Consider the following 25,213-nt stretch of genomic DNA (forward strand, 5'->3'; position numbering starts at 1 on the left):
AGGGATAGATCAGAGAAGTTTTGAGTTTTGAGTTGATGAGTAAGGTGCGTATTACGCACCTACAGAATATTATTTGTGTGGTGCGGGTGTGAGATTTATGGGCAATGATTCGATTGGCAAGTCTTGGATTGATAAAAATGGCTCGGCTCCGCAAAGCTGGGTGAGGGCATTTTGGGAGTTTTCTCGACCGCACACCATTGTGGGTACTAGCTTGAGTGTATTGGCTTTGTATGCGATCGCCCAAAGCACGAGTCTGTTTGTGAATCCTGTATTTTTGCCCCTAGCTTTTGCCTGGTTGGCTTGCATTTGCGGCAATATTTATATTGTGGGATTGAACCAGTTAGAAGATGTTGAAATTGATAAAATAAATAAGCCGTATTTGCCGATCGCCTCGGGAGTGTTTTCTCGGAAAACCGGGGAATTAATTGTAATTGCAACGGGAATTATAGCAATTTTGACGGCTGTTTCACAAGGCCCGTTTTTGCTGGCTACCGTTGGCGTTAGTTTGGCGATCGGGACTGCTTATTCTCTGCCCCCAATTCGGCTGAAACGGTTTCCTTTTTGGGCGGCGCTGTGCATTTTTACGGTGCGGGGCGCTATCGTAAATTTAGGGTTATTTTTGCACTTTAATTGGGTGTTGCGTTTGGGAATGGCGAAAAGCGCTTTGTCTGGCTGGAGTTTGGAGAGTGTGTCTTTTCGGATTCCTGCGGAAGTGTGGGTGCTGACGGTTTTTGTTGTGGTGTTTACATTTGCGATCGCCATTTTTAAAGATATCCCCGACATGGAAGGGGACAAGCAATATAATATTACTACGTTTACGATTGAGCTGGGCAAGCCGGCCGTCTTTAATTTATCTCGCTGGGTGTTGACGGTTTGTTATGTGGGCGCGACTTTAGCCGGAGCGATCGTATTGTCTAATGTTAATTTAGTGTTTCTGGCAGTTTCTCATTTGGCGGCTTTGGGTTTGATGTGGTTTTGGAGCGCGAAAGTTGATTTGGACGATAAAATAGAAATTGCTGCATTTTATCAGTTTATCTGGAAGTTGTTTTTCTTAGAATATCTGATTTTTCCCGCAGCTTGTTTGTTGGGGTAGAAGGGGGAGAAGGAAGTTCGGCAACGGATTATGTAACGGATGTAACGGATGTAACGGATGTCAGGAAGAAGGAAGAAGGAAGAAGGAAGGGGGAAGGGGGAAGAAGGGAGAAGGAAGGGGGAAGAAGGAAGAAGGAAGAAGGAAGGAAGAGTTAACACATTAGAACACGTTGGCAATTACCAGTTAGCGAACTCCCAAACAACAAAGACAACTATGGCTTCTCAAAAAAAAATTCGGAAATCTGCCTGTACACTGGGTGCCGAAGACTCTTTGAAATTAGCTTGGGAACATCACCAAGCGGGACGTTTGTTAGAAGCTGAGAATTTGTACCGGCAAATAATAGAAGTGCAGCCGGAATCAGCAAACGTGCTGTGTTTGTTGGGAATAGCGGCGAGACAGCAGGGAAAGATTGCAGAGGCGATCGACTTTTACGAACAGGCGATCGCCCAAAACCGCGATTTTGTAGAAGCACATTTAAATAAGGCTAATGTTTTGCTGGATGTACGCGAGTATCAAAGGGCGATCGCCAGTTACCAACAAGTCATCAAAATGCAGCCAAATTCCGCACTCGCTTACAATAATTTGGGGTGGGCAAAACAACAATTAGGCGAAATAGACGCGGCTATTTTATATTACCAAACAGCGCTGCAATTTGACCCCAATCTGCACGAAACAGCGCACAACTTAGGACATTTATTTAAACAAAAAAATCAATTAAACGAGGCGATAGCTTGTTACCTCCACGCTTTAAAAATAAATCCCAATTTGACATATTCCCTGATGGGCTTGGGAACTGTTTTGCAGCAGCAAGGTAAATTAGCTGAAGCTTTCAACTGCTACCAGCAAGCGGTTACAATTGACCCTAACAATCCCGAAGCTCACAACAATGTAGGCGCCTTTTACCACGAACAAGGTAATGTGAAAGCCGCAATATCCTACTACAGACAAGCATTAAAGTTAAAGCCAGATTTCGTGGAGGCTATTAACAATCTCGGACACGCTTTGGTCGATTTAGGAGAGTTTCAAGAGGCTTTTTCTTGTCACAGTCGAGCTTTGGAATTGCAGCCAGACAACGCCACCGCACACCTGGAATTAAGTTTAACTTTGCTATTGTTCGGAGATTTTCAGCGCGGTTTTGCTGAATATGAGTGGCGGTGGCGCACTCCGCAAGTATCGCCCAGGCAATTTAAACAGCCGGTTTGGGATGGTTCGGATTTGCAGGGGAAAACTATTTTACTCCACGTCGAGCAAGGCTTTGGCGATTCTATTCAGTTTATTCGCTACGCCCCAATTCTTCGGAGCCGAGGCGCTAAAGTTATGGTGGCTTGCTATCCAGAACTGATGCGGTTGTTTGCGACAGTTCCTGGTATTGAATATTTATCAGTTAGTCTGGAAGGTTTGCCAGAATTTGACGTTCACGCACCTCTGATGAGTTTGCCGCGAATTGTGGGGACAACTCTGGAAACAATACCTGCAAATGTTCCTTATTTAGAGCCGCCTGCTGAGTGCAAATTTGCGCTTTCTTCTGATGCCAAATTGAAGGTAGGGATTGTTTGGGCGGGGAGTCCGCAGCGTCGGAAAGACTATCAGCGTTCTTGCAGTTTGAGCGATTTTATTCAATTTTTGGATGTTCCGGGAATTGCTTTTTATAGTTTACAAAAAAACTTGTCCGAGAGCGATCGCACTTTGTTGAACCAACACTTAGTGCCGGATTTGAGTCCACATTTGAGCGACTTTGCTGATACCGCTTCGGCTATATCCCAACTGGATTTAGTGATTAGTGTCGATACGGCTGTGGCGCACTTAGCCGGTGCTTTAGGAAAACCGGTTTGGGTGTTGCTTTCTTTTGCTCCTGACTGGCGTTGGCTGCTGGATCGTGAAGATAATCCTTGGTATCCAACTGCGAGGCTTTTCCGCCAAACTCAGCCGGAAAGTTGGCAAGAATTGTTTGAGGAAGTACAGGCGGCTTTGAGTTTATTTGCGATCGCCAATACTGCTAGTTATTCCGAGGATTATGGCCACGAGCCGCTTGACTTCGTTTCGCTCGCCATGACTGGTAATAATACGCCTGACCTCGATTCTGTGGCTCTCAAAATGACAGGTGCAAGCGTGGTTAAAGAGAGTAAACAAATATTTGGGAGCGCGAGCGAAGGGTTAGCAGAAGGCTCCGCAGCTAAGCAATCGCAGGGGATTGAGACATCGATTGCGATCGCAAGAGGTGGCGATAACCCGGTTGTTTTAGAGGATTTGTTGCGACAAGCAGAACAGTTAATGGAAACAGGAGATCGGGAAGAGGCGATCGCCCTTTATGAACAGATTATATCTATTGAGCCAAATTGCGTTCAAGCGCGGATTAATTTTGGTTTTCTCAAACAAGAAAAGGGCGAATTAGACGCAGCTATTCCGCATTACCGAGAAGCTTTAGCCATCGATCCAAATATTCCTCAAACCGCTTACAACTTGGCAAAGATTTTTGAGGAACAAGGTCAAGTGGAAGAGGCGATCGCACATTACAAGCAAGCTCTTGTAGCTCAACCAGATTTCGTGCCCGCACTGATTAATTTAGCCGTGGCGCTGCAAGAAAAAGGTGAACTTGTAAGGGCGATCGAGCTGTACCGACGAGCACTGGAAATTCATCCGCATAGCTGGGAAGCTTACAACAATCTGGCAACAGTGTTGCAAGAACAGGGCAATTTAGAAGATGCGCTGGAGTATTATCACAAAGCTCTAGAATTGCTGCCTGATTTTGTGGAAGCTATTAACAATTTAGGCAGAACGTTTCTGGAAAAAGGTGCGGTAAAAGATGCGATATCCTGCTACAGACGAGCGATTCATTTAAGTCCCAATCACGCTAGCGCTCACCTGAATTTGTCCTTGGCTTTACTGTTGGTGGGAGATTTGGAGAATGGTCTCACCGAATACGAGTGGCGCTGGCAAATTAAAGAATTTCACACTGGTCACTCGTGTTTTTTGACGGGGCCGGAAAATACAGTTTCGGCGAGAGAATACCGACCGCTGTGGGACGGTTCTGATTTGGTGGGAAAGACTATTTTGCTGCACGCCGAACAAGGTTTAGGCGATTCGCTTCAGTTTATCCGCTACGCTGCGATCGTCAAAAATAAAGGCGGTAGGGTAATTGTCGGCTGTTACCCGCAATTACACCGTTTATTTGCAACGGTTGATGGTATTGATTTGCTAATAGTTAAAGGCGAGCCACTGCCGGAATTTGACGTGCAAGCGCCGATGTTGAGTTTGCCGTATATTCTTGGTACAAATCTGGAAACAATACCGGCAAATACTGCTTATTTATCTCCGCCAGCGGGTGCTGAATTTGGACTTTTGCCCGATCGCAATTTGAAAGTGGGGATTGTCTGGGCGGGGAATCCAAAACACCGCAAAAACAAGCAGCGTTCTTGCAGTTTAAGCCAGTTTCTGCCGCTTTTGGACGTTTCGGGGGTAAGTTTTTACAGCTTGCAGAAAGAGGTTTCCGAGGCCGATCGCGCGCTGTTGAATCAAACGTCGATCGTAGATTTGAGCCCGCATTTTGGTGATTTTGCCGATACTGCGGCTGCGATCGCCAAACTGGATTTAGTTATTAGTGTGGATACCGCTGTCGCCCATTTGGCGGGCGCTTTGGGCAAACAGGTGTGGATTTTGCTGGCGTTTTCGCCGGATTGGCGGTGGCTGTTGGAGCGTGAAGATAGTCCTTGGTATCCAAGCGCAAGGCTGTTCCGGCAGCATCAGCGGGGCGACTGGGAAAACGTTTTCGATCGGGTTGCGGAAGCTCTAGGCGCTGTTGCTGCTGCATTTGTGCCGTCAGATTCGGCGGATGCAGAGTTTCGGTTGGGCGTGGATTTGCAGCAACAAGCCGATTTTGGCGGTGCGATCGAATGTTATGAGCGAGCGATCGCGATCAATCCTAATTACGCAGCCGCGCACAGCAATTTAGGCGTTGTCAAGCAACAAGCGGGCAGGCTCCCAGAGGCGATCGCGCACTACCGACAAGCGCTAGCAATCGACGGGAATTTGGCGGAAACTGCGAGCAATTTGGGTAGCGCGCTCGCAGAAGCAGGGGAGACTGAAGAGGCGATCGCAGAATACGAGCGGGCGCTTTCTTTGAACCCGAATTGCGCGGAAGCGCTGATTAATTTGGGTTTGTTGCGGGAAGAGCAAGGGGATGTGGCGGAGGCTATAAGCTGCTACGAGCAAGCGATTCAAGTCAATCCTAATTGCGCGGTGGCTTATTTGAATTTGGGAATTGCTTTGGAGGCACAAGGGGAGGAAGCGGGCGCGAATTACGAACGGGCGATCGCGAATTATGAACGGGCGATCGCGATCGAGCCAAATTATGTGGAGGCCCTGCACAACTTAGCATACGCCTCGATCCGCCAGGGCAAAATTGACCGCGCGATCGCATACTACGAGCGATCGACTGCACTGCAACCGGATTTAGCAGAAACTCTGATCGGTTTGGGGAGTTCCCTGCAACAGCAAGACAAGTTAAATGAGGCTCTGGCCGTTTGCCAGCAAGCGATTCAGCAATTGCCAGCCAGTGCACAGGCTCGCTGCAATCTAGGAATTGTCCTGCAGAAACAGGGCAAAATTGAAGATGCGATCGCCTGCTATCAGCAAGCTTTGAGCCTCAAACCCGACTTTCCTGAAGCTTTGAACAATCTCGGCAAAGCTTTTGAGGAAGCGGGAAAAATGGCAGAGGCGATCGATTGTTACCGTCGGGCGATCGAACTCAAACCCGGTTATATCAATCCCCTCACCAGTTTGGGAAGTGCTTTGCACGATCGCGGCCAATTTGCAGATGCTGTCACCTATTACAGCCAAGCAGTTAAATTCAATGTCGGGAATCCCGAATCTCACCTAAATTTAGGTTTAGCGTTGCTGCTGGCGGGAGACTTTCAGCGCGGTTTTTACGAGTACGAATGGCGACTCCTAGTTAAAGAAAAACAGTTCCGATTCCACAACTTTATTCAGCCACTTTGGGATGGTAAAAGTTTGGAAGGACAAACTATTTTGCTTTGCCCGGAACAGGGTTTAGGCGATGCAATTCAGTTTATCCGCTACGCAGATTTAGTCAAGCAAAAAGGCGGTAGGGTAATTGTTTGGTGTTTGCCGCACTTGGAGCGCTTGTTTGCACAAGTTTCGGGAATCGATGGGTTAATAGTTAATCCAGAGGATGCGCCGGATTTTCAAGTTCACGCGCAGCTAATGAGTTTGCCTCACCTTCTGGGAACAACTTTAGAAACTATACCGGCAAAAGTTCCTTATTTAGCTCCGCCGCCCGGTTGGGAATTTACTCTTAGTCCAACTCCTAATTTGAAAGTAGGGATTGTGTGGTCTGGAAATCCTAAAAATTCCCAAAATAAGGTGCGATCGTTACCCCTAAATTTGTTGACAAAACTGTTAGATATTCCCGGAGCCGAATTTTACAGTTTGCAAAAGGAAATGACAGCAGACGCTCGCGCTTTGTTAGAGCAAATGCCAGTAACAGATTTAAGCTCTTATTTGCACGACTTGGGGGATACTGCGGCGGCAATCTCGGCTCTGGATTTAGTGATTTCTGTAGATACTTGTGTTGCACACTTGGCTGGTGCTTTGGGCAAACCCGTGTGGATTTTGCTCTGTTTTGTGCCGGATTGGCGGTGGATGTTGCAACGCGAGGATAGTCCTTGGTATCCCACGGCGCGGCTGTTTCGCCAGTCAACAGGGGGAGATTGGGAAGGAGTTTTAGAAGAAGCTGCTTTGGCGCTGAGAGAAAGAATTGTCCAGCATAAACCAGCTATACCGCCAAGAGAAACTCAAACCAATATTGATTTATATCAAAAACAGTTCAATCAGGGAAATATTCTCAAGTCGCAAGGAAGATTGCCCGAGGCGATCGCTTATTTTAAAAATGCTTTAGTTTTGCAGCCGAACTCGATAGAGGCTACCACTAATTTGGCAGTGACGCTGCACCAAACAGGCGATTTAGCCGAAGCTGCCACCTATTATCAGCGCGCGATCGAAATCGACCCTAACTGCGCTCAAGCCCAGAATAACTTGGGTATTTTGCTGCAAGCTCAAGGCAATATAATGGCGGCTATATCTTGCTTTCAAAAGGCGATCGCCCTGAATCCGGTGTACGTCAAAGCTGTCAACAATCTCGGCGCTACACTCCAGCAGCAGGGGGATTTGCCGACTGCGATCGCGTGTTTTCATCAAGCACTTTCCGTCAATTCTAATTACGTGCCAGCGCTCATAAATTTGGGTGAGGCGATGCAAGCAAAATGTCAGTTAACCGAGGCAGAACGGCTTTACGAACGTGCAATTGAAGCAGAACCGAATAATCCTACAGGACACTATCACCTGGGAACGTTATGCTTAGGGGTGGGAAAAATAGAACAGGCAATTTCTAGCTTGGAACGAGCCATATCTTTGCACCCTAATTATCTAGAAGCTCTTACTAATTTAGGCAGTGCTGTTGAACAATTAGGAGACGTAAACCGAGCACTTTTGTGTTACAGTAAAGCTATAGAAATTGATGCAAATTGTGTTAAAGCTCACTTCAATTTAAGCTTAGTCTTGCTGTTGACTGGGGACTTGCCACGCGGTTTAGCTGAATACGAGTGGCGCTGGCAAACAGAACAGGCGAAAAAATTACCACGGTTGAATTTTGAGCAACCAGTTTGGGATGGTTCAGATTTGAACGGCCAAACTATTTTGCTCCGATCCGAACAAGGTTTGGGCGATGCCATTCAATTTGTGCGATACGCGGCAACTGTGCAGCAGAAAGGCGGCAAAGTAATCATTTCTTGTTATCAAGAACTGAAGCGTTTATTTAAGCAGATTCCTGGCATCGAACAAGTGGCTGTTCGGATGGATGAATTGCCGGATTTTCAAGTGCAAGCACCGCTGATGAGTTTGCCTCATATTCTGGGAACAAATTTAGAAAATATACCGGCAAATGTTCCTTATTTAGCTGCGCCGCCGAATTGGCAATTTTCCCTAAATTCCGATCGCAATTTCAAAGTTGGGATTGCGTGGGCGGGAAGTTCGGAACATTTGAAGGATTTTCAGCGATCGAGCGATTTAAGCTATTTCCTGACATTGTTAGATATTCCCGGTGTAAGTTTTTACAGTCTTCAGAAAGAAACGTCGGCGGAAAATCGTACTTTGTTAACTCAAATTCCCGTGATAGATTTGAGCGACAATTTGAACGATTTTGCCGATACTGCGGCGGTGATATCGCAACTAGATTTAGTAATTTGCGTGGATACTGCTGTCGCGCACTTAGCCGGTGCTTTGGGTAAACCCGTATGGATTTTGCTGTGTTTTATGCCGGATTGGCGGTGGATGTTGGAACGCGAGGACAGCCCTTGGTATCCGACGGCGCGACTGTTTCGGCAGCAAACACCGGGCGATTGGGAGGAAGTATTCGATCGCATAAAAACAGCCTTAAAACACCTAATTTCTACTCGTCCCCAAGCTGTGCCTGGTAAGGAAGATACCGAAGCTTCGCCTCGATTTTCTCTATCGCCCGCCCAGGTACAATTTCACATAGCAAATGCCTTAGAAAAACAAGGTAAAAAAGCAGAGGCAGCCGCTCGTTACGAACAAGTAATTGCCGCCTCCCCCAGCCACGCCGAAGCCCACAGTTATTTAGGTTATCTCAAACAGGAAAACGGGCAAATAGCCGAGGCTATTGCTCATTACCAAAAATCGCTAAAAATCAATTCTAACCAGGCTGAAACTAACTTATATTTGGGTTCTGCCCTGGAAGAACAGGGACAAGTCACAGAGGCGATCGACTTTTATAATAAAGCAATTCAACTACGTCCCAACTCGCCCAATTGGCGCTTGAGACTAGCCTTAGCTTTGCTTTTAACGGGAAATTATGAGCGCGGTTTTGCGGAGTACGAATCGCGCTGGCACACTGAACAATTGGATCAGCGCTCTTTTGAGCAACCACTTTGGGACGGCTCGGATTTGCAGGGAAAAACAATTTTATTGCACCCGGAACAAGGTTTTGGCGATACGATACAATTTATCCGCTACGCACCTTTAGTTAAGCAAAAAGGTGGCAAAGTTATTGTTGCTTGTCATGTCTTGCTGAAGCGTTTGTTTGAAGGAATTGCAGGAGTCGATCGAGTAGGAGTCAAGCCGAGCGATTTGATAGATTTTCAAGTGCAAGCCCCGCTGCTAAGTTTGCCGCGAATTCTGGGAACGACTTTGGAAAATATACCGGCGAATATTCCTTATTTAGCTCCGCCACAGGATTTTAAATTTTCCCTAGAGGCGAACAATAAACTCAAAGTAGGTATTGTGTGGGCGGGCGGCCCGCTGCACCGCAACAATCATCGGCGATCGTGTAAATTGAGCGATTTTCTGAAATTTGTAGATGTTCCGGGAGTGAGTTTTTACAGTCTTCAGAAAGATTTGTCAGCGGGCGATTCCCTACAGGATAGCAGCGCTTCACGCACTTTATTAAAGCAATACAAAATTGAAGATTTAAGCGAACATTGTGTCGATTTTGCCGACACCGCAGCAATTATTTCGCAACTCGATTTAGTAATTTGCGTAGATACTTCTGTGGCACATTTAGCCGGTGCTTTGGGCAAACCAGTCTGGATTTTGCTGTCTTTTGTTCCCGATTGGCGCTGGATGCTGGAACGCGAAGATAGCCCTTGGTATCCCACTGCGCGTCTGTTTCGCCAGCAAAAACCGGGTGATTGGGATGGAGTTTGCGATCGTATAAAAGCAGCCTTAGAACACTTAATCTCTACTGGTTCCCAGCCTCAGCCTGCTAACGCCGATTTTTATGCTCCGCCTCAAATCCAACCCCCAGAAACTCCCCCACAAATTACAGGAATCGGCATCAGTTGGCCGATCAGCATCACCAGCGGTTGGGGAATTTACGGCGTGAATTTAACACTACAACTGCTGCAAAATCCTGCCTGGGAAGTTGCACTTTTAGCACCGCCCTCAATTACCTCAGAATCGATGAATCCGCTGCATAAATCGCTGTTATTACCTGTAATTGAAAAGCAAAAAAAATTTCAGGAATTAGTAGCAGCCAATTCCGACAAACAAATCAGTTGTAATTTTCCCGTACTTTACGCTTTGGGGAATAATTTAGCATCCTCTGGAGTAGACAATCAAATTACCAGCGCTTGTCAAATAGGAGTCATATTTTTTGAAGACACGCGAATCACAGCAGAAGCACTAGAAACAGCCAAAAAATATAGCGTGATTGTGGCCGGTTCCAACTGGAATGCCGATGTTTTGAGAAGCCACGGCTTGACTAATGTGGCGATGGTAAATCAAGGAATTGACCCAACAATTTTCCATCCTGCACCTAAATCTAATCTATTTGGCGATCGCTTCGTCATTTTCTCCGGCGGCAAACTGGAATATCGCAAAGGTCAAGATATTGTAATTGCCGCTTTCAAACGATTTCGCGCCAAACATCCAGAGGCTTTGTTACTAACAACATGGCACAACTTCTGGCCTCAGTATATGTTAGGAATCGAACAAACCGGAAACGTTGCGGGACTTCCCAATATCAACCGCGACGGAAGTTTAGGAATTTCCCAATGGTTAGTGGCTAACGGTTTGCCGATTGACTCTTTTATCGACATCGGCTTAATTCCCAATCACCTCGCCGGACAAATTTTGCGAGAAGCCGACTGCGCTGTTTTCACCAACCGCTGCGAAGGAGGCACTAATTTAGTTGCGATGGAAAGTATGGCCTGCGGAATCCCGACTATTTTATCAGCAAATACGGGCCATTTAGACTTAATTTACAGCAACATTTGCTATCCTTTATCGAGCCAAGGACAAGTTAAACCTACTGGTGCTTTTTGCGGTGTAGAAGGTTGGGGAGAGTCTGATGTTGCAGAAGTTGTCGAGGCTTTGGAACAAGTTTATACTAATCGCGAAGAAGCAAAACGTCGCGGTTTAGCTGCGGCTAATTTTATGCTAGATTGGACTTGGGAAAAACAGGTTAAGCGCTTTCTTGATGTGATACTTAATGTGATGAGATAAGACGGCGGTTGCAACCGCGTCTACACAAACGAAGTCCGCCTTCGCGGACTAAAGAATAAAGAGGGTAAAAAGCCCAAATTGGGTATTATTACAGGTAATCTGCCGCACTTAATATTATTTCAACTTTTGAAACCACACTCCTGTTTCATCAATCGTATGCAGAGAAAATGACTCGCCTTTCATCATCTCAAAATCTTGTACTGCTTGCTTGCAGCCCTCCCAGTGTCCGTAATCATCAACTTGAATAAAACCATTAGAAATCACGCTGTCATAAAGCGTATTAAATATATCCATTGTTGATTCATACCAATCTCCATCAGCGTGCAGAAACGCAATACTTCCTATTGCTAACTTGTGTGTGGGTAAAGTCTGGGCGAATAATCCCTTAACCGGTACAACAATATCTCTAACTTGCAGTAATTCACAAATTTTATCCAAATTTTCACTAATTGAAGCTTTGAGAGTTCCTTCGCCAAAACCGGTAAGATTGGCAGGTATTCCCTGATGTCGATCGATCTCCGTAGGTGCGGGCATTCCTTCAAACGTATCAAAAGCATACAGCACTCTCGGACGGCGGCTGTAATGTTTAATTACAAATGCTATCAATGCTGCTGAGCCGCCTTTGCAAGTTCCACATTCTACAAAATTTCCCGGCAAATCTTCCACACATATTTGCTTTGCCAAACAATACAGAGAAAACAGTCTCGATTCGCTAAGCAGCGTATAGGGGCGAACAATTGAAAAAATATTTTTAAAGTTTGTAGGAAAAGTTTGCAGTGATGATGTGCTGCTTTGAATAATTGTCTGTAATTTTGGCTGTTGTAACGTTGGCAATTTTTGTTGAGGAAACTCTTTGCTAACGGGCATACCGCTGACTGAATAATCCTGCAAATGTGCTGGCAACTGCCAGGAAATATTGGGGTCTGGTTGATGTTTTACTGGCTCGACATTACCCCGCCAAGCTGCACCCATAATTTGCATTGTTTGATAAATTACAGTATGCCATCCTCTTTGCTTAAAGTAATCTAAACCTCGCGCCACAGCAGGAGCAGCTAAGTCGTGAAATAAAATTATCGCATCTTGTTCAGCAAGTTTTTCGCAAACAATTGCGTCATTTAATGGGCCCTCACCTTCGTGCTCTCCATCAATAAAAATCAACGACCATTTGCGGTTGAATTGAGCGGCAAAATTTGCTACTCTTTGGGGGCTGTAACCGGGGATTAGCTCGATGGTCGTTTGCACTCCCGAGGCATTGAGAGCTTGTTGAATTGAATCGATTACACTTTGCCTAATATCATCTCGTTCTAATAGCGGATCAACAACATCTAAGGCAACTCCGGCGAGCGCTAAGTGACAGGCAGACCACCCTAGCCAGCAGCCTATTTCTAATGCTTTTTTACCTTTAAATTGCAGAGCTGTATTATAAAGGATGTGTGCTTCGTCTCGGCTGAGAAATCCGACTGAGTTAGCACGGCGATCGACATACCAATTGTGCTTAATCTCCCGGCGCAAATAAGGCCACGAACAAGTCTGAGTATCGCCAACAATCATGTTGGGAAAGTACGCATCTGGGAGAATAACTTTCAATCCAGGCGAGACGTAATCTCCGGTAGGCAACAAAGTATTGTTTGTGATTTCCGATAACCGTGGTAATGTCTTTTTTTCTCCTGTGAACTTAGGAAAGTGTGGCTTGTTTATCGGTGGGTAGCGGAGACTAATTTCTATGTGATTTGCGTCCGTTGTTTCTAATTTTACCAAGTCGTGCTTGTGGCCAGTCATGTGCAGAATGCCGATCGACTTATGCGGCAAATACGGCTCCACAAAACAGGCTTGGTGCTTGTCCCAAACGGGCAAACCAAAGTTACAGCTCCAATTGCACCAAGCCGGCAGCATCTCTGTTTTGTAAAATAATTCTGTGCCGTAAACTAAGCGATTTAAGGCTATTTGGTCAGTCATTAAAGAGACGTGCTGCTGTAATCCTTGTTCCAAATATTCCTCCCAAACTTCCCAGTGCCGAGCATCTTTTTTTAGAGCAAAAACACCAGCATTTATGGTAGGATAGCTGTGCAACTGTTGGGCTACTTCTTCGCCAAAAGCTGCCTGATAATCGCGGTAAACAAATTGCCCGTACCAAGGGAGTTTGCCGTAAGCTAAATAATAACCCCGGTCGAGTTCTGGAACAACTGCTAAACCGCGTTTATCTGCGCCTTTAATTAACAGATCAACAGCTTGCCAATCTTGCACCCAAGCATCGGCATCTATCCAAAGGTAGATGTCGAAATTGGGAAAATATCGACGGAGAAACGGACGCGCTAAAAGTCCTTTGAGATAGTGAGGGGCTTCATTTTTGCCGGGAAAGTTAAAGTCCCAATCTGGCTTTTGAATAAAATTAACTTGTGTTTCCAGCCACTGCAACTGTTGGGGAGTGCAGCCGAGATCGAAAAAGCCGATCGCCACATTTTCACCCTCGGGTTTTTCCCGCACCGATAAAATAGTGCCTCGCACCAATTCAAAGTAATTTGCATCGGCGGCCGTGATGATGATAATCTGCATAAAATTAAATATAACTGAGATATTACACCATTCTCAAGAAGCTTTTTATGGGCGGGTTCTGCGGCACACCCCACAAGAAAATTCACTCTTTGTGGAACGGGCATCTTGCCCGTTCTTGAGAATGGTGAAATATGTGAGATATAACCAACTACTCTGAAATAAAGTATACCACGGAGGAGGAATTGTGAAAAACCACAAAGGGAAAGTTTATCTAGTCGGTGCAGGGCCCGGAGATTGTAACTTGATGACAGTGCGATCGCACAAACTGCTATCCCAAGCCGAAGTCTTAATCTACGATGCTCTCATCGACATCCCGCAACTCGAATTAATCCCCGCAACTTGTCGGAAAATCGAAGTTGGCAAACGCGGTGGCAAACCTTCCACCCAGCAGCAAGAAATCAACCGTTTGCTGGTAGAACATTGCAAGTTAGGCAAACAAGTCGTGCGGCTAAAAAGCGGCGATCCCTTTATTTTCGGTCGTTCTAGTTCCGAAATTCAAGCATTAATCACAGCAGACTGCAACTTTGAAGTAATACCCGGAATTTCTTCCGCCCTATCCGCACCTTTACTAGCAGGAATTCCCCTCACAGATCCGGTGATGAGTCGCTGTTTTGCAGTGATGAGCGCCCATGAACCGGACGCTCTGGAATGGGAAGCATTAGTGAAGATAGAAACTTTGGTAATATTGATGGGAGGACGCAATTTAAGCGAGATCATCTGGCAATTGCAAAAGCACGGACGATCGACCGAAACTCCGATCGCCATTATCCGAGATTGTGGCCGCCCCGAACAGCAAATTTGGCTCGGCACTCTCTCCAACATTGTACAGCAAACAGCAGGTCAATCTCTATCGCCTTGCGTGATCGTAATTGGGGAAGTAGTTAGATTGCGCGAATATTTAATCCAGCCAGAAAGCACAAATATGATCGATACACCTGTCACCACTAATAACAGCAAATTGCCACTAACAGGCAAAACCATTTTAGTCACGCGATCAGTTTCTCAGTCGGCTGAATTTAGCGATCGACTTCAGCAACAAGGAGCCCGCGTAATCGAAATGCCCGCCTTGGTAATTGGGCCGCCGTCCACTTGGGAACCATTAGACAGCGCGATCGCACAATTGTCAAGCTTTCATTGGTTAATCCTCACTTCCCACAACGCTGTAGACTGCTTTTTTCAACGATTACAAGCAAAAGGCAAAGACGCCCGCAGCTTGTTTGGCATTAAAATCGCAGTTGTCGGGAAAAAAACAGCCGAAAGTTTGCGATCGCACTCTCTACAACCAGACTTTATTCCCCCCAACTTTGTCGCCGATTCCCTAGTCGAGAAATTCCCCGACAACTTGCCAAACTGCAAAATCCTATTTCCGAGAGTAGAAAGCGGCGGCAGAGAAGTTTTAGTTAAAGAATTCACTGCCAAAGGAGCGCAAGTAATAGAAGTACCAGCTTACCAATCTTGCTGTCCCGAAACTATCGAGCCCATCGCCCTATCCGCACTCCAAAATCAAGCCGTAAATATTATAACTTTTGCAAGTTCCAAAACCGTGCATAACTTTTGTCACCTCCTAGAAAAAATACCCGAATTTTCATTGTCTCAGAATTGGTTGGAAAGCGTTTGCATCGCATCCATCGGCCCTGAAACTTCCAAAAGCTGTCAGAAATTATTGGGCAAGTTAGACGTAGAAGCCAAAGAATACACGTTAGACGGATTGACTGAGGCGCTCGTTGGATGGGTTGCAGAATATCAAAATGTATAAGTGGGATTGAACAGTAGTTGATTATCTAATCTCTTGGTTGTAAAAATGTTGTAATCTCCTTTAAAAAAAGTTATCTGTAAGGGCACTGCAGTGCCCTTACAGATAATCGCGTACAATTTCTAGGTGGCAAGACTTTTGTGAATTCGGATAAAATAGTTGTAAAATAACTAGGAGGAAAGAAAGATGACCGCAAAAGACCAACTTCTTCAAGAACTCGACCAAGTACCAGAACCCTTGCTGCTGAAAGTGCTTGAATTTGTCCGTTCCTTAAAGACTGAAGAAGAACAACAAAAACTAGAAGCCAAAGCATGGCAGGCATATCTAGATTCAGAACGCGAAAGAAAGGAGGTTTACCGTCGCCTTGCCAACTCCTAATTTTGTCAGCAAAAGTATGGTTTTAAGTATCCACGCCAGACAGATAGAGAGATTTGGCGGCACTCCAGGCGTCAGAGACGAAGGTTTGTTAGAGTCGGCTTTGGCTCAGCCACAAGCAACTTTTGGCGGTCAATTTTTGCATCCAACAATTAGCGAAAAAGCTGCCGCCTATCTCTATCACATAGCCATGAATCATCCCTTTATTGACGGCAATAAACGAACGGCTTTTGCGGTGACAGATACCTTTTTGCGTTTAAATGGTTGCACTCTGAATTTGACGGACGATCGAGTATATGATTTAGTCATGCGAGTCGCAGGGGGAACCATGACTAAGGAAGAACTAACCACCGAGTTCGAGTCATGTATTTTTGAGTTTTAATAAGTAAGTTGGGCAGCCTTCATTGAGATTAAGTAAGCTGCGGCGTACGGGAGCATCTCATATTTGTAAAAACACTTCTTCTGGCTCCTTCCTTCTTCCTTCTTCCTCTTTTCTCCTGGCTCCTGACTCCTGACTCCTAACTCCAATTTTGGGCTTGGCTGCAAAAGTGAGATGCTCCCGCGGCGTACTCGCCCTACCTTGAAATAGCGAATCGCGGAACAAAAAAGCGAGTAAAATTATCACTAAAGAACAAAGCCGAGCTCCTTTGCGTCAAATCAGTAAGAAAACTAAACACAAAAAAGCACAAACCGCCGATCGCCCTTTCTTCCCGAAATCCCGCTACCCAACTACTAATTAGGAATAGCCATGAATATAAATTTTTCTCGTTACGACACCTTAAGCACCCTGCTAGCAGGAACTACCGCAGCCTTAACCATAGTCATCAGCCAACCCGCGATCGCCAAAACGCCTCAAGAAGTCGCCAGCATAGCCGGGCCGCTGACAGTACAAATTAACAGTTCCCTCGGAGACGGTTCTGGGGTAATTATTGCCAAAACAGGCAAAACTTACACAGTTTTAACAGTCAACCACGTCGTAGAAAAAGCAGACGTGAAATACACCGTTCGCACCTCTAAAGGCAAAAACTATCAAGCAACCTCCGTCACCCGCTTGCAAACCGCCGACACTGACCCGGATTTAGCCGTAGTCAAATTTGAAAGCCCCGAAGAATATCCAGTCGCGACGATCGCAGATTCCGATCAAGCCGTCATCGGCACTCAAATCTTCGTTTACGGCTATCCCGCTACGGGCGGACTTTTCGGCGCCGAACGAGAACCAGAACTCTCTCCCGGACTCGTTACCAGCCGCCCTGGCAACCGCCCGGAAGGTTACACTTTGCGGTATCAGGCCGTAACTTGGAGTGGCATGAGTGGCGGCCCAGTTTTTGACTCCGAAGGCCGAGTCATCGGTTTACACGGACAAGGGGAATTCGGTTTCGCGCAAACGAGTTCCGGCGAAGTCGCCCCGATTAAAACCGGATTTAACGCAGCAGTTCCAATCAATACATTTATCGCGAAGCTAGTGGCGGCGGGAATCAACAAATCCGAGTTGAAAGTAGACAATACTCCCGCAACTCAAGGCCCGGTATCCACCGCCAATCCGCAAGACGCCCAAGCTTATTATTTTCGAGGACTTTCGCGGTTAGATCAAGACAATCCTTGGGACGCGATCGCCGATTTCAACAGAGCACTCGCTTTTAAGCCCAATTACACTCCGGAATTGTACTTCAACATCGGCAATGCCCGCACTCTCCTCACCAGCACCAGCATCGATACAACCCGCGCGCCCAGCGCTATTCAAGCATACACGCGGGCGATCGAAGCCAATCCCGGTTTTGCCGACGCTTACTACAACCGAGCTTTAGCTTACCTGGACAACCAAGACCAACCGAAAGCAATTGCTGACTTTCAAAAAGCAGCAGAACTTTACAAGCAAGGCGGAAGAACAAGTGCGTATCTAGACGCGCTCAGCAGACTCAAACAATTGCAGTAGAATGAGAAGTTAATAATTAAGAATTAAAAATGCGATTATTCATTTTTAATTCTTAATCAAGTTCATCCAAACAGCAGGTAAATAAAAATGACTGCTATCACCTTAAACCTCAACTCTATTATTAAACTAACTTCAGAACAGTTTTATCAACTGTGCGAAGAAAACCCGGAATTGAAACTAGAAAGGAATGCCAACGGAGAATTAATTGTCATGCCCCCAACCGGAGGAGAAACGGGAAGAAGCAACTCAAAATTCAACTTACAGATTGGACTTTGGAACGAACAAACCCAACTCGGAGAAGCCTTTGATTCCTCCACAGGATTTACTCTGCCAAATAAAGCCGATCGCTCTCCCGATGCGTCTTGGGTAGAAAAATCGCGCTGGGAAGCTTTAACACCTCAACAAAGAGAAAAATTCATCCCGCTTTGTCCCGATTTTGCTGTGGAAATTCTATCCCCAACGGACAGCTTGAAAAAGACTCAGGAAAAAATGCAAGAATATATGGAAAATGGCTGCCGTTTGGGTTGGCTGATTAACCGCAAAAAACGGGAAGTTGAAATTTATCGCCCCGGTCAAGAGGTGGAAGTTTTACAATCTCCTCTCACTCTTTCTGGGGAAAATGTCTTGCCCGGATTTGTTCTCAATTTGCAAAAAATTTGGAATTGATTTACTGCTGTCAATTGTTTTTAATTTGGGAAAAGCACTAGGCTGCTGAGTAACTACCGCCAATTACCAATTTTCCAATAAATATATTAAACCATGTCCTACAGCGAATTTAGCCTAGAGCGAGTGTTGAAAACCTTTAACCTAACTACCTCAGAAAAAATCAACTTATTTGCCAACACTGCTGAAGCTCAATGCAGCGAAATCTTGATACAAACCCTCGAATACAACGTACCTTTAGCCCTAGCCATCAACACTGAAAAAGCGCGATCGGAACTAATTATTGCTCCTATTTTGCTAGAACTGAGGAGGCAATTGCAAGATAGAATCAGTTTATTTTCAGGAACTGACTTTAATGTTGCACCTGAGTTAGGATTGAATGGAACTTGTGATTTTTTAATCAGCCAAGACTCTGAACTATTGTTTATTCGATCGCCCGTTGTGACGCTAGTGGAAGCCAAGAAGGAAAATATTAACAGCGGTTTGGGACAGTGTGCAGCAGAGATGGTAGCAGCCCAATTATTTAACGAACAAGAAGGAAATAATATTCGCACGATTTACGGGGTTGTGACATCCGGTAACATTTGGAAGTTTATGAAGTTAGAGAAACAAGTTCTTAGCATCGATTTTATTGAATATTACTTGCAGAATATCCCCAAAATTATCGGCATTTTATTGAGCGAAATTTCTGCATCGTATAACAGCGATCCCTGAATTTGCTATAATGGTAATTATCCATAAAATTAGCCGGACTTAGTTAGGGTTCAAACTATTCAAGCTAAAGATGTCACATTAGAAGAATTAAAAACACTTTTTGACCTTCATATTGTCACAGACAACCAATTTTTCCGAGAATGGCAAGACGAGTTGCCAGAAATTACCGACTTTCACAAACGACAGCTAGATCAGATTAAAGCGGGTTACTTCAACTTGTTAGAGTATCCGCCGATGCTGGAAAAAACCATTAGTTTGTCGATCGTCTCTCCGCTGTTATTTGCAGGCGAGTTTTATCTGCATCCTTTCTACATTAAACCAGAAAAATCTGTCGAAATTTCCGAAGAAGATGAAGGCGTTATCATCAAAGGCAGCATCGACACTTTAGTTTTAAAAGAGCAGTTGTGGCTGATGGTAATAGAATCGAAGCGAGTTTCATTTTCGATCGAAGCCGGCTTGGCACAAATCTTAGCTTATATGCTGGCAAATCCTAATCCCGCTCAACCTAGTTACGGCATGATTGCTACAGGCGGCAGTTTCATCTTTGTTAAATTAGTGAAAGGAGAATCACCTCGATATAGCACATCTGATTTATTTGGAATTAGCAATCGCACCAATAATTTACATGATGTACTCCGCATCCTCAAACGCTTGAGTCAAATAGCAGCTAGCAATTAGTCATTAGTCATGAGTCATTAGTTATTGGTTATTGGAACCAACAAATAACCAATAACCAAGAACAAGTAATCAATAAGAATTACCAAGGCGAACCGATCATAGTAAAAGCAGCCCAATAATAAGGATGCGAGAAATTTCGATCGCCCCTGGCGGCCAACTCCGACGGTAAAGGCAGAGCTTGATTGTTGCCCGATCGCACCAAATAACCATCTTGCAACCGCACTTCTCCCCGCAGCATCGCCAACTGCGCTTGCCGCAAAGCCTCAGCCTTAATTGGCGCTGTACGCAACTCCTGGTAAAACTCAGTCATCAGCCCCAAAGTAGCGACATCACTGACATACCACAAACTCGCCAAAGCCGATTTTACCCCCGCGTGCACCGCCAACCCCGCGAACCCCAACTCAGCTTGTTCGTCTCCCACCGCCGTAGTACACGCACTCAAAACCAACAACTCCACCTGCGGGTTAGATAGCTTCAACTGCTCCAACTGATTCAACCGCAACTTAGTATCCCAAAACTGAATGTAAGAATTTTCCGCCCCCCCAGGCTGAAAATCCCCGTGAGTAGCTAAATGAATAATTTTGTATTGCGGTTGATTGCGCTTGTCCTTCAAATTTGCCAAAGTAAAAGCTTCATTGAGAAAAGACAAACCCGGCCAAATCTTGCCGACAATTGTCGATATTTCCAACGGCACTGCAGGCAAAGGATTTTGATCGTATTTGGCAGGAAATTTCGACGCACCCATCGCTAACACTTCAGAACCCTTAACATCGGCATAGCGAGTATCAGTTAAACTCAAACTCGGAATCAGCCCCAAACTGTACTTTTCTACCAAAAACTGCTTGCCGTCGTAAAGAGCAGCCAAAGGCAAAGTTCGCAAACCGGCATCCATCGAAAACACCAAGGTGTCAATCTTGTTAGCCTCCAATTCCGGTTGCAGCGGTGCAATTAACCACTGGTAAAGTTGCTCGGCAGGTTCCTTGTAATTAGTAGCATTCAATCTCCTAGGAGTTCTGATAGCATTAGTGAATTCTTTAGCAACTTGCAGCACTGTCTCGCGGCTTGCAGGCACGCTTTTAAAAACATTTTTGCCGTCTGGCAATAACAACACAAGTTCTAAATGTTTTTCTTTCGCCCACACGTAAAGGATCGCAGGTTTAACTCCAGTCAACCGATTGACGCTGCTGAGAGTATCTCGAATACTTTGCTGCGTGACCGACTTTTGACCGAGATTGCCCCCAAAGTAACGTTCAAATTCCCGCCCCTGAGTTATATCCCTTTGCTGCACTGCATCCATCGGACTTATTTGCGCGATCGAACTCGATCGAGAAATCTCAGGAACCCTGACATTCCCGACACTTTCTGCACTCACCGCACTCGCAGGCTTCTGTGGAGTTGTTGCCACGCTGCCGTTTTCTCTCGTCGCAGGCGCGCCCAAATTGTCTTTTAACACCGACGGCGACAGCACTACCGAGGAGCGGGCCGCAGTCTCGTTCGGTCCCGCATCAACAGACGTAGCAGCAGGTTCTGGCGAGACATTTGTGGTAGTGCCCTTTGGCACCGACACTGCGGGAGGGAGAGTCACCTGAGTCACAATTTGTTGAGAATTGTCTGTAGTTTGCAGTTCCACGCTGCTAGTTGGTGCCGGACTCGGCACGATCGCCAGCGGCCCGATAGCAGTTGAGGATGTGGCAGTGTTCGACTGCGAGTTTCCCGTCCCAACAGTCGCCGTGCAACTTCCCGACGGGCAAGTGCTTTGCAGCAGCAGCGTTTGTGAACCCGATTGAGCCAGCCCGTCTGTAGAAATGCTGACCTCGGCGCGATCAGCAGCCGTTCCTGTTCCCGCTGGGCGAAATTCTCCCCCAGCCTCGATTGCCACATCGCCGCCGGTATTGCCACGAGCTTTGATCGAAACAACTTCAACATCTTTCTGCCCGATAATTTGGCTCGAACCGGCACTTCCCGATTGCGAACTCGAGTTGATTACCCCTGTAACGATCCGGCCCGGCGCCGCAATCGAAATATCTCCCCCGCTTCTGGCACCAAAAGCATCGATATTGCCGGTTTCTACCGCACCGGCGCTGTCGATATTGATAGGGCCCGCCACCCCGGAAGTTGAGCGAGATGAAACCGTACCAGCAGTCAACTTGCCTTGGGTGCTCGTGATGTTAATCCCCGCTTTCGAGGTAACATCTCCAACGGATACAGTACCGCCCATCAGAGAGATCGTGGCGTTATCAGTTCCGACGATCGCACCCGTTCCCACGATCGCGCCTGCACCATTGGGCGATCGAATCGTCGTCGGATCTTGAAATGTCACCGCCACTGGCGTTGAATTCGGCGTTGAATTTGGCGTTCCAGAAGCAATCGAGATCACACCGCTACCGTCAGCGCGCCCGATCGTCATCGAAGCAAACCCATTCCGAAAAGTGTTAAATTCCGCAGCAGTCAAGTTCAGGGCTTCTGTATCGCCAGAACCTTGAATTATAATATTTTGGCTTGGATCAGCCGGTTGCACCACCAGATTGCCGTTGCTGGCGATCGAATTGTTGTCACCTGTCAAGTCAATTTCGTTGCCCGTCAGGGTAATATTTCCCGGTGTTTTCGAGCCACCAGCTTCGATCGCCCCCGCAGTGACTTTATTGCGCCCCGTCAGCGTCACATTCCCCGCGCGATCGCCCCTCGTGTCGATCGCCCCGGCAGTCACCGTGCCCTGTGCGGTAACACTAACATCTCCCGCCGAATTGCGTATATCTTGGGAAGAATTGACAGCAGTGTTGATGGTGCGGGCAGTTCCAGTAAGTAGCTGACCGGTTGTGACATTGCCTGCGGTGCTGGCGATGCGAATTTGCTGATTATTGGTAGTGATATTTCCGGTTCTGATATTGCCGTCAGCTTTGAGAGTAATTGAGGCATTGTCGGCCGCTGTCAAAGAATTTGTGGTAGTGATTGTTCCCAAACCCGCTGGCGATTGAATAATTAGCGGATCATAAAATGTGAAATCGTCGGCAATCAGAATTGAACCGATACCGTTGCTGCGCCCGATCGTAATTCCTGCAAACCCATTTTCCAAACTTCCAAGGTCACTTGCCGTCAGATTCAAATAAATATTAGTGCCAACATCTCCAGAACCGCCGATCGCAATATTTTGACCGGGACTCCAAGGTTGCAGTATCAAAAAGCCAGTACCGCTGACTGAATTTTTGTCACCTTTGAAATTAATTTCATTACCCGTCAAAGTAATGTTTCCCGAGCTCCCTGCGATCGAGCTAACTCCCAGAACATTCCGAGCGGTCACAGTTACATTTCCCGTCGCTTCCGGGCCGCTGGCATCAAGTTTTTGGGCCGTTACGTTCAGGCCCTCCATCACAATATTCCCGCTGCTGCCGGTGCTGGGATTGGATGAAGAAATATTGTTGGCAACGGTTGTTCCCGGACTAATCAAACTAATATTTCCGCCGTTGCTGGACAAATTGCCCACAGTAATTTGACTTCCCGAAATGGCGATCGCACCGCCAGCCGTGCTAATTGTATCGGCTGCATTCATAGAAAAAGCACCCGCACCATTGCCATCGGCATCTGCTCTGAATGTTACCGAACCAGTAGTTGCTTGAAAGCTCAACTGATTGTCCGCCAAATCAGCAATTGTAATATCATTGAGCGCTTCGAGAACCACATTTGCAGTCGCCGACATACTTTCCAAAGCTCTAGCCGAAATTGTCAGCGAAGGCTCAGAATTCTTTTCCTGTCCTGGTAGCGTTCCTGTTGCCAAAATATTATTGTTGGCAATTATTTCCGCATCGCCAGCAGCTTCTGCGGAATCTGTAATTAAAATATTTTCTGGATCTAACAGCAAAGTCCCCAAACCGTTTGTCCCAGAGGTATCAACAGTACCGTTAAAAATCAATCTTTGCTTGCCCGAAACTTCCACAAACCCCCCAACACCTGCGGTGGTTGTTGCAGAAACGCCATTTGCACTGATGCTGCCCAAAAATGCTGTGGTGTTGTCAGCCCAGACAACCACTCTACCGCCATTGCCTGATTCAGTTGCGTTGGCAGCGATCGAACTTTTGCCATCCACGTAAGTCATCCTGGCATTCGGCACAGTTCCCTCGCCTCGGTAATCTCCCCCGATCCGCACCGTTCCGCCGCCGTCCGGCCCCGAAGCCTCAATCTTCGCTCCCAACAGCCCTACCTTGTCGCCCAACACGTTGACGCTTCCTCCCGCGCCCCCCGTAGCAGACACGTTCACAGAACCCGCTACCAGCGCAGTGCCAGCACCTCCTGGCACTGTTTGGCCGCCTGTGAGCACAACTTCACCTTGAGGGTTCGTAGTTATACCCGTAGCGTTAGCCACGCCGGGACCAGAGAGCAGCCCTGGTAAACTCTGGGGAGAGAAGGGAACACCTTCGGAACCCGACACTCCGGCTGCTGGAGAAACTTCTAAACTCAGCAAAAGTCCGTTTTGACTGAATCGCACCAGATTTTTACCAGGGACAGCCGCCACAGTAATTTGACCGCCGGGGGCTGAAAGTTGCCCTGTACTGATGACCGTACCGCCGAGCAAAGTCAAATTTTGCCCGGTTCCGACAGCCAAGTTACCGGCATTGACAATACTCCCCGGCTGTGAGCCAAAAACAAAAGCATTCGGCGTTCCGACTAGGGCTGCGTAGTCGTTCGCCCCTGTACCGTTGAACCAACGGTCGTCAAAACCTATACCGCTAGCGGTGGTAGCCAAAAAAGACCCGGACACATCGAGTCTGGCATTTGTTCCGAAGATAATACCTGCGGGATTCATCAGCAACAAGTTAGAATTGCCGCCACTAACTTGAATTAGACCGTTAATTAAGGAAGCGTCCCCGCCGACAACGCGGCCGAGGATATTTTTAACGGTTGGGTTGGAGATGAAATTGGCAGTTTCGCCAGAATTCAGACCGAACCGAGTAAAACTGTGGAACAAATTTGCTCCGTCTCTGGAGGGAGTGCCGCCCTTAATGTCGTAGCGAGGGGGCGACCCTGCACCTGGGGCGGTGACAGCGGTTCCGGTGCCGTCTGGGGCTGGAGTAATAGATTGTGCTGCAGCAATTTGAGATTGGGGATAAATTGCCACGAGTACCCATCCGCTGCTGTTTTCTTTAAGGAAAACCAGGTTGGGTAAAAAATCTACTATCAAAAATCCAGCAAGGGGAATTGCTGCCAGAATCGACCGCACAGCACGTTGAGCATTCATAAGTTTGCCTCGGTCTAGACCTTAATTCGAGTTTAAAATTGAGATTTTAGGTAAAAAAGAGTCGATCGCACCCCAATGCTGACACTTCCTAACGCGAACCTCGATCGCCAATCTTAAATTTTAAGTCTAAATTTGATTGTGTCACCAACATAGCAAAGACTGACAGTAAGTGTCGAAACACAGGAA

General features: G+C 46.6%; 13 protein-coding genes. 10 read left to right on the forward strand and 3 right to left on the reverse strand.

From position 1 onward, the window contains the following. Window positions 1-97 precede the first annotated feature (97 nt). From D0A37_RS24425 to D0A37_RS24435, 3 genes are read left to right on the forward strand one after another with little or no spacing between them, the layout of a single operon-like run. Complete coding sequence (locus tag D0A37_RS24425; RefSeq protein ID WP_242718337.1) at window positions 98-1,093, forward strand: homogentisate phytyltransferase; 996 nt, start codon at window positions 98-100, stop codon at window positions 1,091-1,093. Next, window positions 1,078-1,248, forward strand: coding sequence for a hypothetical protein (locus tag D0A37_RS24430; RefSeq protein WP_242718339.1), 171 nt, complete (start codon window positions 1,078-1,080; stop codon window positions 1,246-1,248). Before D0A37_RS24425 ends, D0A37_RS24430 begins: the two co-directional genes overlap by 16 nt. Window positions 1,249-1,306: 58 nt before the next feature. Further along, window positions 1,307-11,128 carry a tetratricopeptide repeat protein gene (locus D0A37_RS24435; protein WP_242725733.1) on the forward strand — a complete coding sequence of 3,274 codons (9,822 nt, stop codon included), beginning with the start codon at window positions 1,307-1,309 and terminating at the stop codon, window positions 11,126-11,128. A 114-nt stretch (window positions 11,129-11,242) separates the two neighbouring features. Here D0A37_RS24435 and D0A37_RS24440 read toward each other — a convergent pair whose 3' ends face one another. Further along, on the reverse strand, window positions 11,243-13,681 hold the full coding sequence (locus D0A37_RS24440; RefSeq protein WP_242718341.1) for a class I SAM-dependent methyltransferase: 2,439 nt from the start codon (window positions 13,679-13,681) through the stop codon (window positions 11,243-11,245). A 184-nt stretch (window positions 13,682-13,865) separates the two neighbouring features. On the opposite strand from D0A37_RS24440, the gene cobA reads away from it, so the two are divergent. From cobA to D0A37_RS24455, 3 genes are all read left to right on the forward strand, one after another. Further along, window positions 13,866-15,437: a uroporphyrinogen-III C-methyltransferase gene (gene cobA / locus D0A37_RS24445; RefSeq protein ID WP_242718343.1), complete on the forward strand. Its 1,572-nt coding sequence runs from the start codon at window positions 13,866-13,868 to the stop codon at window positions 15,435-15,437. A 183-nt stretch (window positions 15,438-15,620) separates the two neighbouring features. Continuing rightward, entirely contained in the window at window positions 15,621-15,812 is a 192-nt protein-coding gene (locus tag D0A37_RS24450) for a hypothetical protein (protein WP_015177921.1), read from the forward strand. 16 nt (window positions 15,813-15,828) lie between these two features. Next, window positions 15,829-16,191, forward strand: coding sequence for a type II toxin-antitoxin system death-on-curing family toxin (locus tag D0A37_RS24455; protein WP_242718345.1), 363 nt, complete (start codon window positions 15,829-15,831; stop codon window positions 16,189-16,191). A 57-nt stretch (window positions 16,192-16,248) separates the two neighbouring features. Here D0A37_RS24455 and D0A37_RS24460 read toward each other — a convergent pair whose 3' ends face one another. Beyond that, window positions 16,249-16,413: a hypothetical protein gene (locus tag D0A37_RS24460; protein ID WP_242718347.1), complete on the reverse strand. Its 165-nt coding sequence runs from the start codon at window positions 16,411-16,413 to the stop codon at window positions 16,249-16,251. A gap of 144 nt (window positions 16,414-16,557) precedes the next feature. Between D0A37_RS24460 and D0A37_RS24465 the strand changes: the two genes are divergently transcribed. From D0A37_RS24465 to D0A37_RS24480, 4 genes are all read left to right on the forward strand, one after another. Next, window positions 16,558-17,742 (forward strand): tetratricopeptide repeat-containing S1 family peptidase, encoded by a 1,185-nt coding sequence (locus tag D0A37_RS24465; RefSeq protein ID WP_242718349.1) that lies wholly within the window; start codon window positions 16,558-16,560, stop codon window positions 17,740-17,742. Window positions 17,743-17,829: 87 nt separating this feature from the next. Continuing rightward, window positions 17,830-18,408 (forward strand): Uma2 family endonuclease, encoded by a 579-nt coding sequence (locus D0A37_RS24470; RefSeq protein WP_242718351.1) that lies wholly within the window; start codon window positions 17,830-17,832, stop codon window positions 18,406-18,408. Window positions 18,409-18,501: 93 nt separating this feature from the next. Further along, entirely contained in the window at window positions 18,502-19,119 is a 618-nt protein-coding gene (locus tag D0A37_RS24475) for a hypothetical protein (protein ID WP_242718353.1), read from the forward strand. 57 nt (window positions 19,120-19,176) lie between these two features. Then, window positions 19,177-19,797 (forward strand): restriction endonuclease subunit R, encoded by a 621-nt coding sequence (locus D0A37_RS24480; protein ID WP_242725737.1) that lies wholly within the window; start codon window positions 19,177-19,179, stop codon window positions 19,795-19,797. Window positions 19,798-19,876: 79 nt separating this feature from the next. Here D0A37_RS24480 and D0A37_RS24485 read toward each other — a convergent pair whose 3' ends face one another. After that, window positions 19,877-25,027 carry a CHAT domain-containing protein gene (locus D0A37_RS24485; protein WP_242718355.1) on the reverse strand — a complete coding sequence of 1,717 codons (5,151 nt, stop codon included), beginning with the start codon at window positions 25,025-25,027 and terminating at the stop codon, window positions 19,877-19,879. Between the last annotated feature and the right edge of the window lie 186 nt (window positions 25,028-25,213).

Source organism: Microcoleus vaginatus HSN003, assembly GCF_022701255.1.
GTDB lineage: Bacteria > Cyanobacteriota > Cyanobacteriia > Cyanobacteriales > Microcoleaceae > Microcoleus > Microcoleus vaginatus_B.

Bases quoted from the DNA above. Each gene is read 5' to 3' on its own strand.
- D0A37_RS24425 (WP_242718337.1), top strand. From the start codon at position 98: ATGGGCAATGATTCGATTGGCAAGTCTTGGATTGATAAAAATGGCTCG.
- D0A37_RS24435 (WP_242725733.1), top strand. From the start codon at position 1,307: ATGGCTTCTCAAAAAAAAATTCGGAAATCTGCCTGTACACTGGGTGCC.
- D0A37_RS24440 (WP_242718341.1), bottom strand. From the start codon at position 13,681: ATGCAGATTATCATCATCACGGCCGCCGATGCAAATTACTTTGAATTG.
- D0A37_RS24450 (WP_015177921.1), top strand. From the start codon at position 15,621: ATGACCGCAAAAGACCAACTTCTTCAAGAACTCGACCAAGTACCAGAA.
- D0A37_RS24455 (WP_242718345.1), top strand. From the start codon at position 15,829: ATGGTTTTAAGTATCCACGCCAGACAGATAGAGAGATTTGGCGGCACT.
- D0A37_RS24465 (WP_242718349.1), top strand. From the start codon at position 16,558: ATGAATATAAATTTTTCTCGTTACGACACCTTAAGCACCCTGCTAGCA.
- D0A37_RS24470 (WP_242718351.1), top strand. From the start codon at position 17,830: ATGACTGCTATCACCTTAAACCTCAACTCTATTATTAAACTAACTTCA.
- D0A37_RS24475 (WP_242718353.1), top strand. From the start codon at position 18,502: ATGTCCTACAGCGAATTTAGCCTAGAGCGAGTGTTGAAAACCTTTAAC.
- D0A37_RS24485 (WP_242718355.1), bottom strand. From the start codon at position 25,027: ATGAATGCTCAACGTGCTGTGCGGTCGATTCTGGCAGCAATTCCCCTT.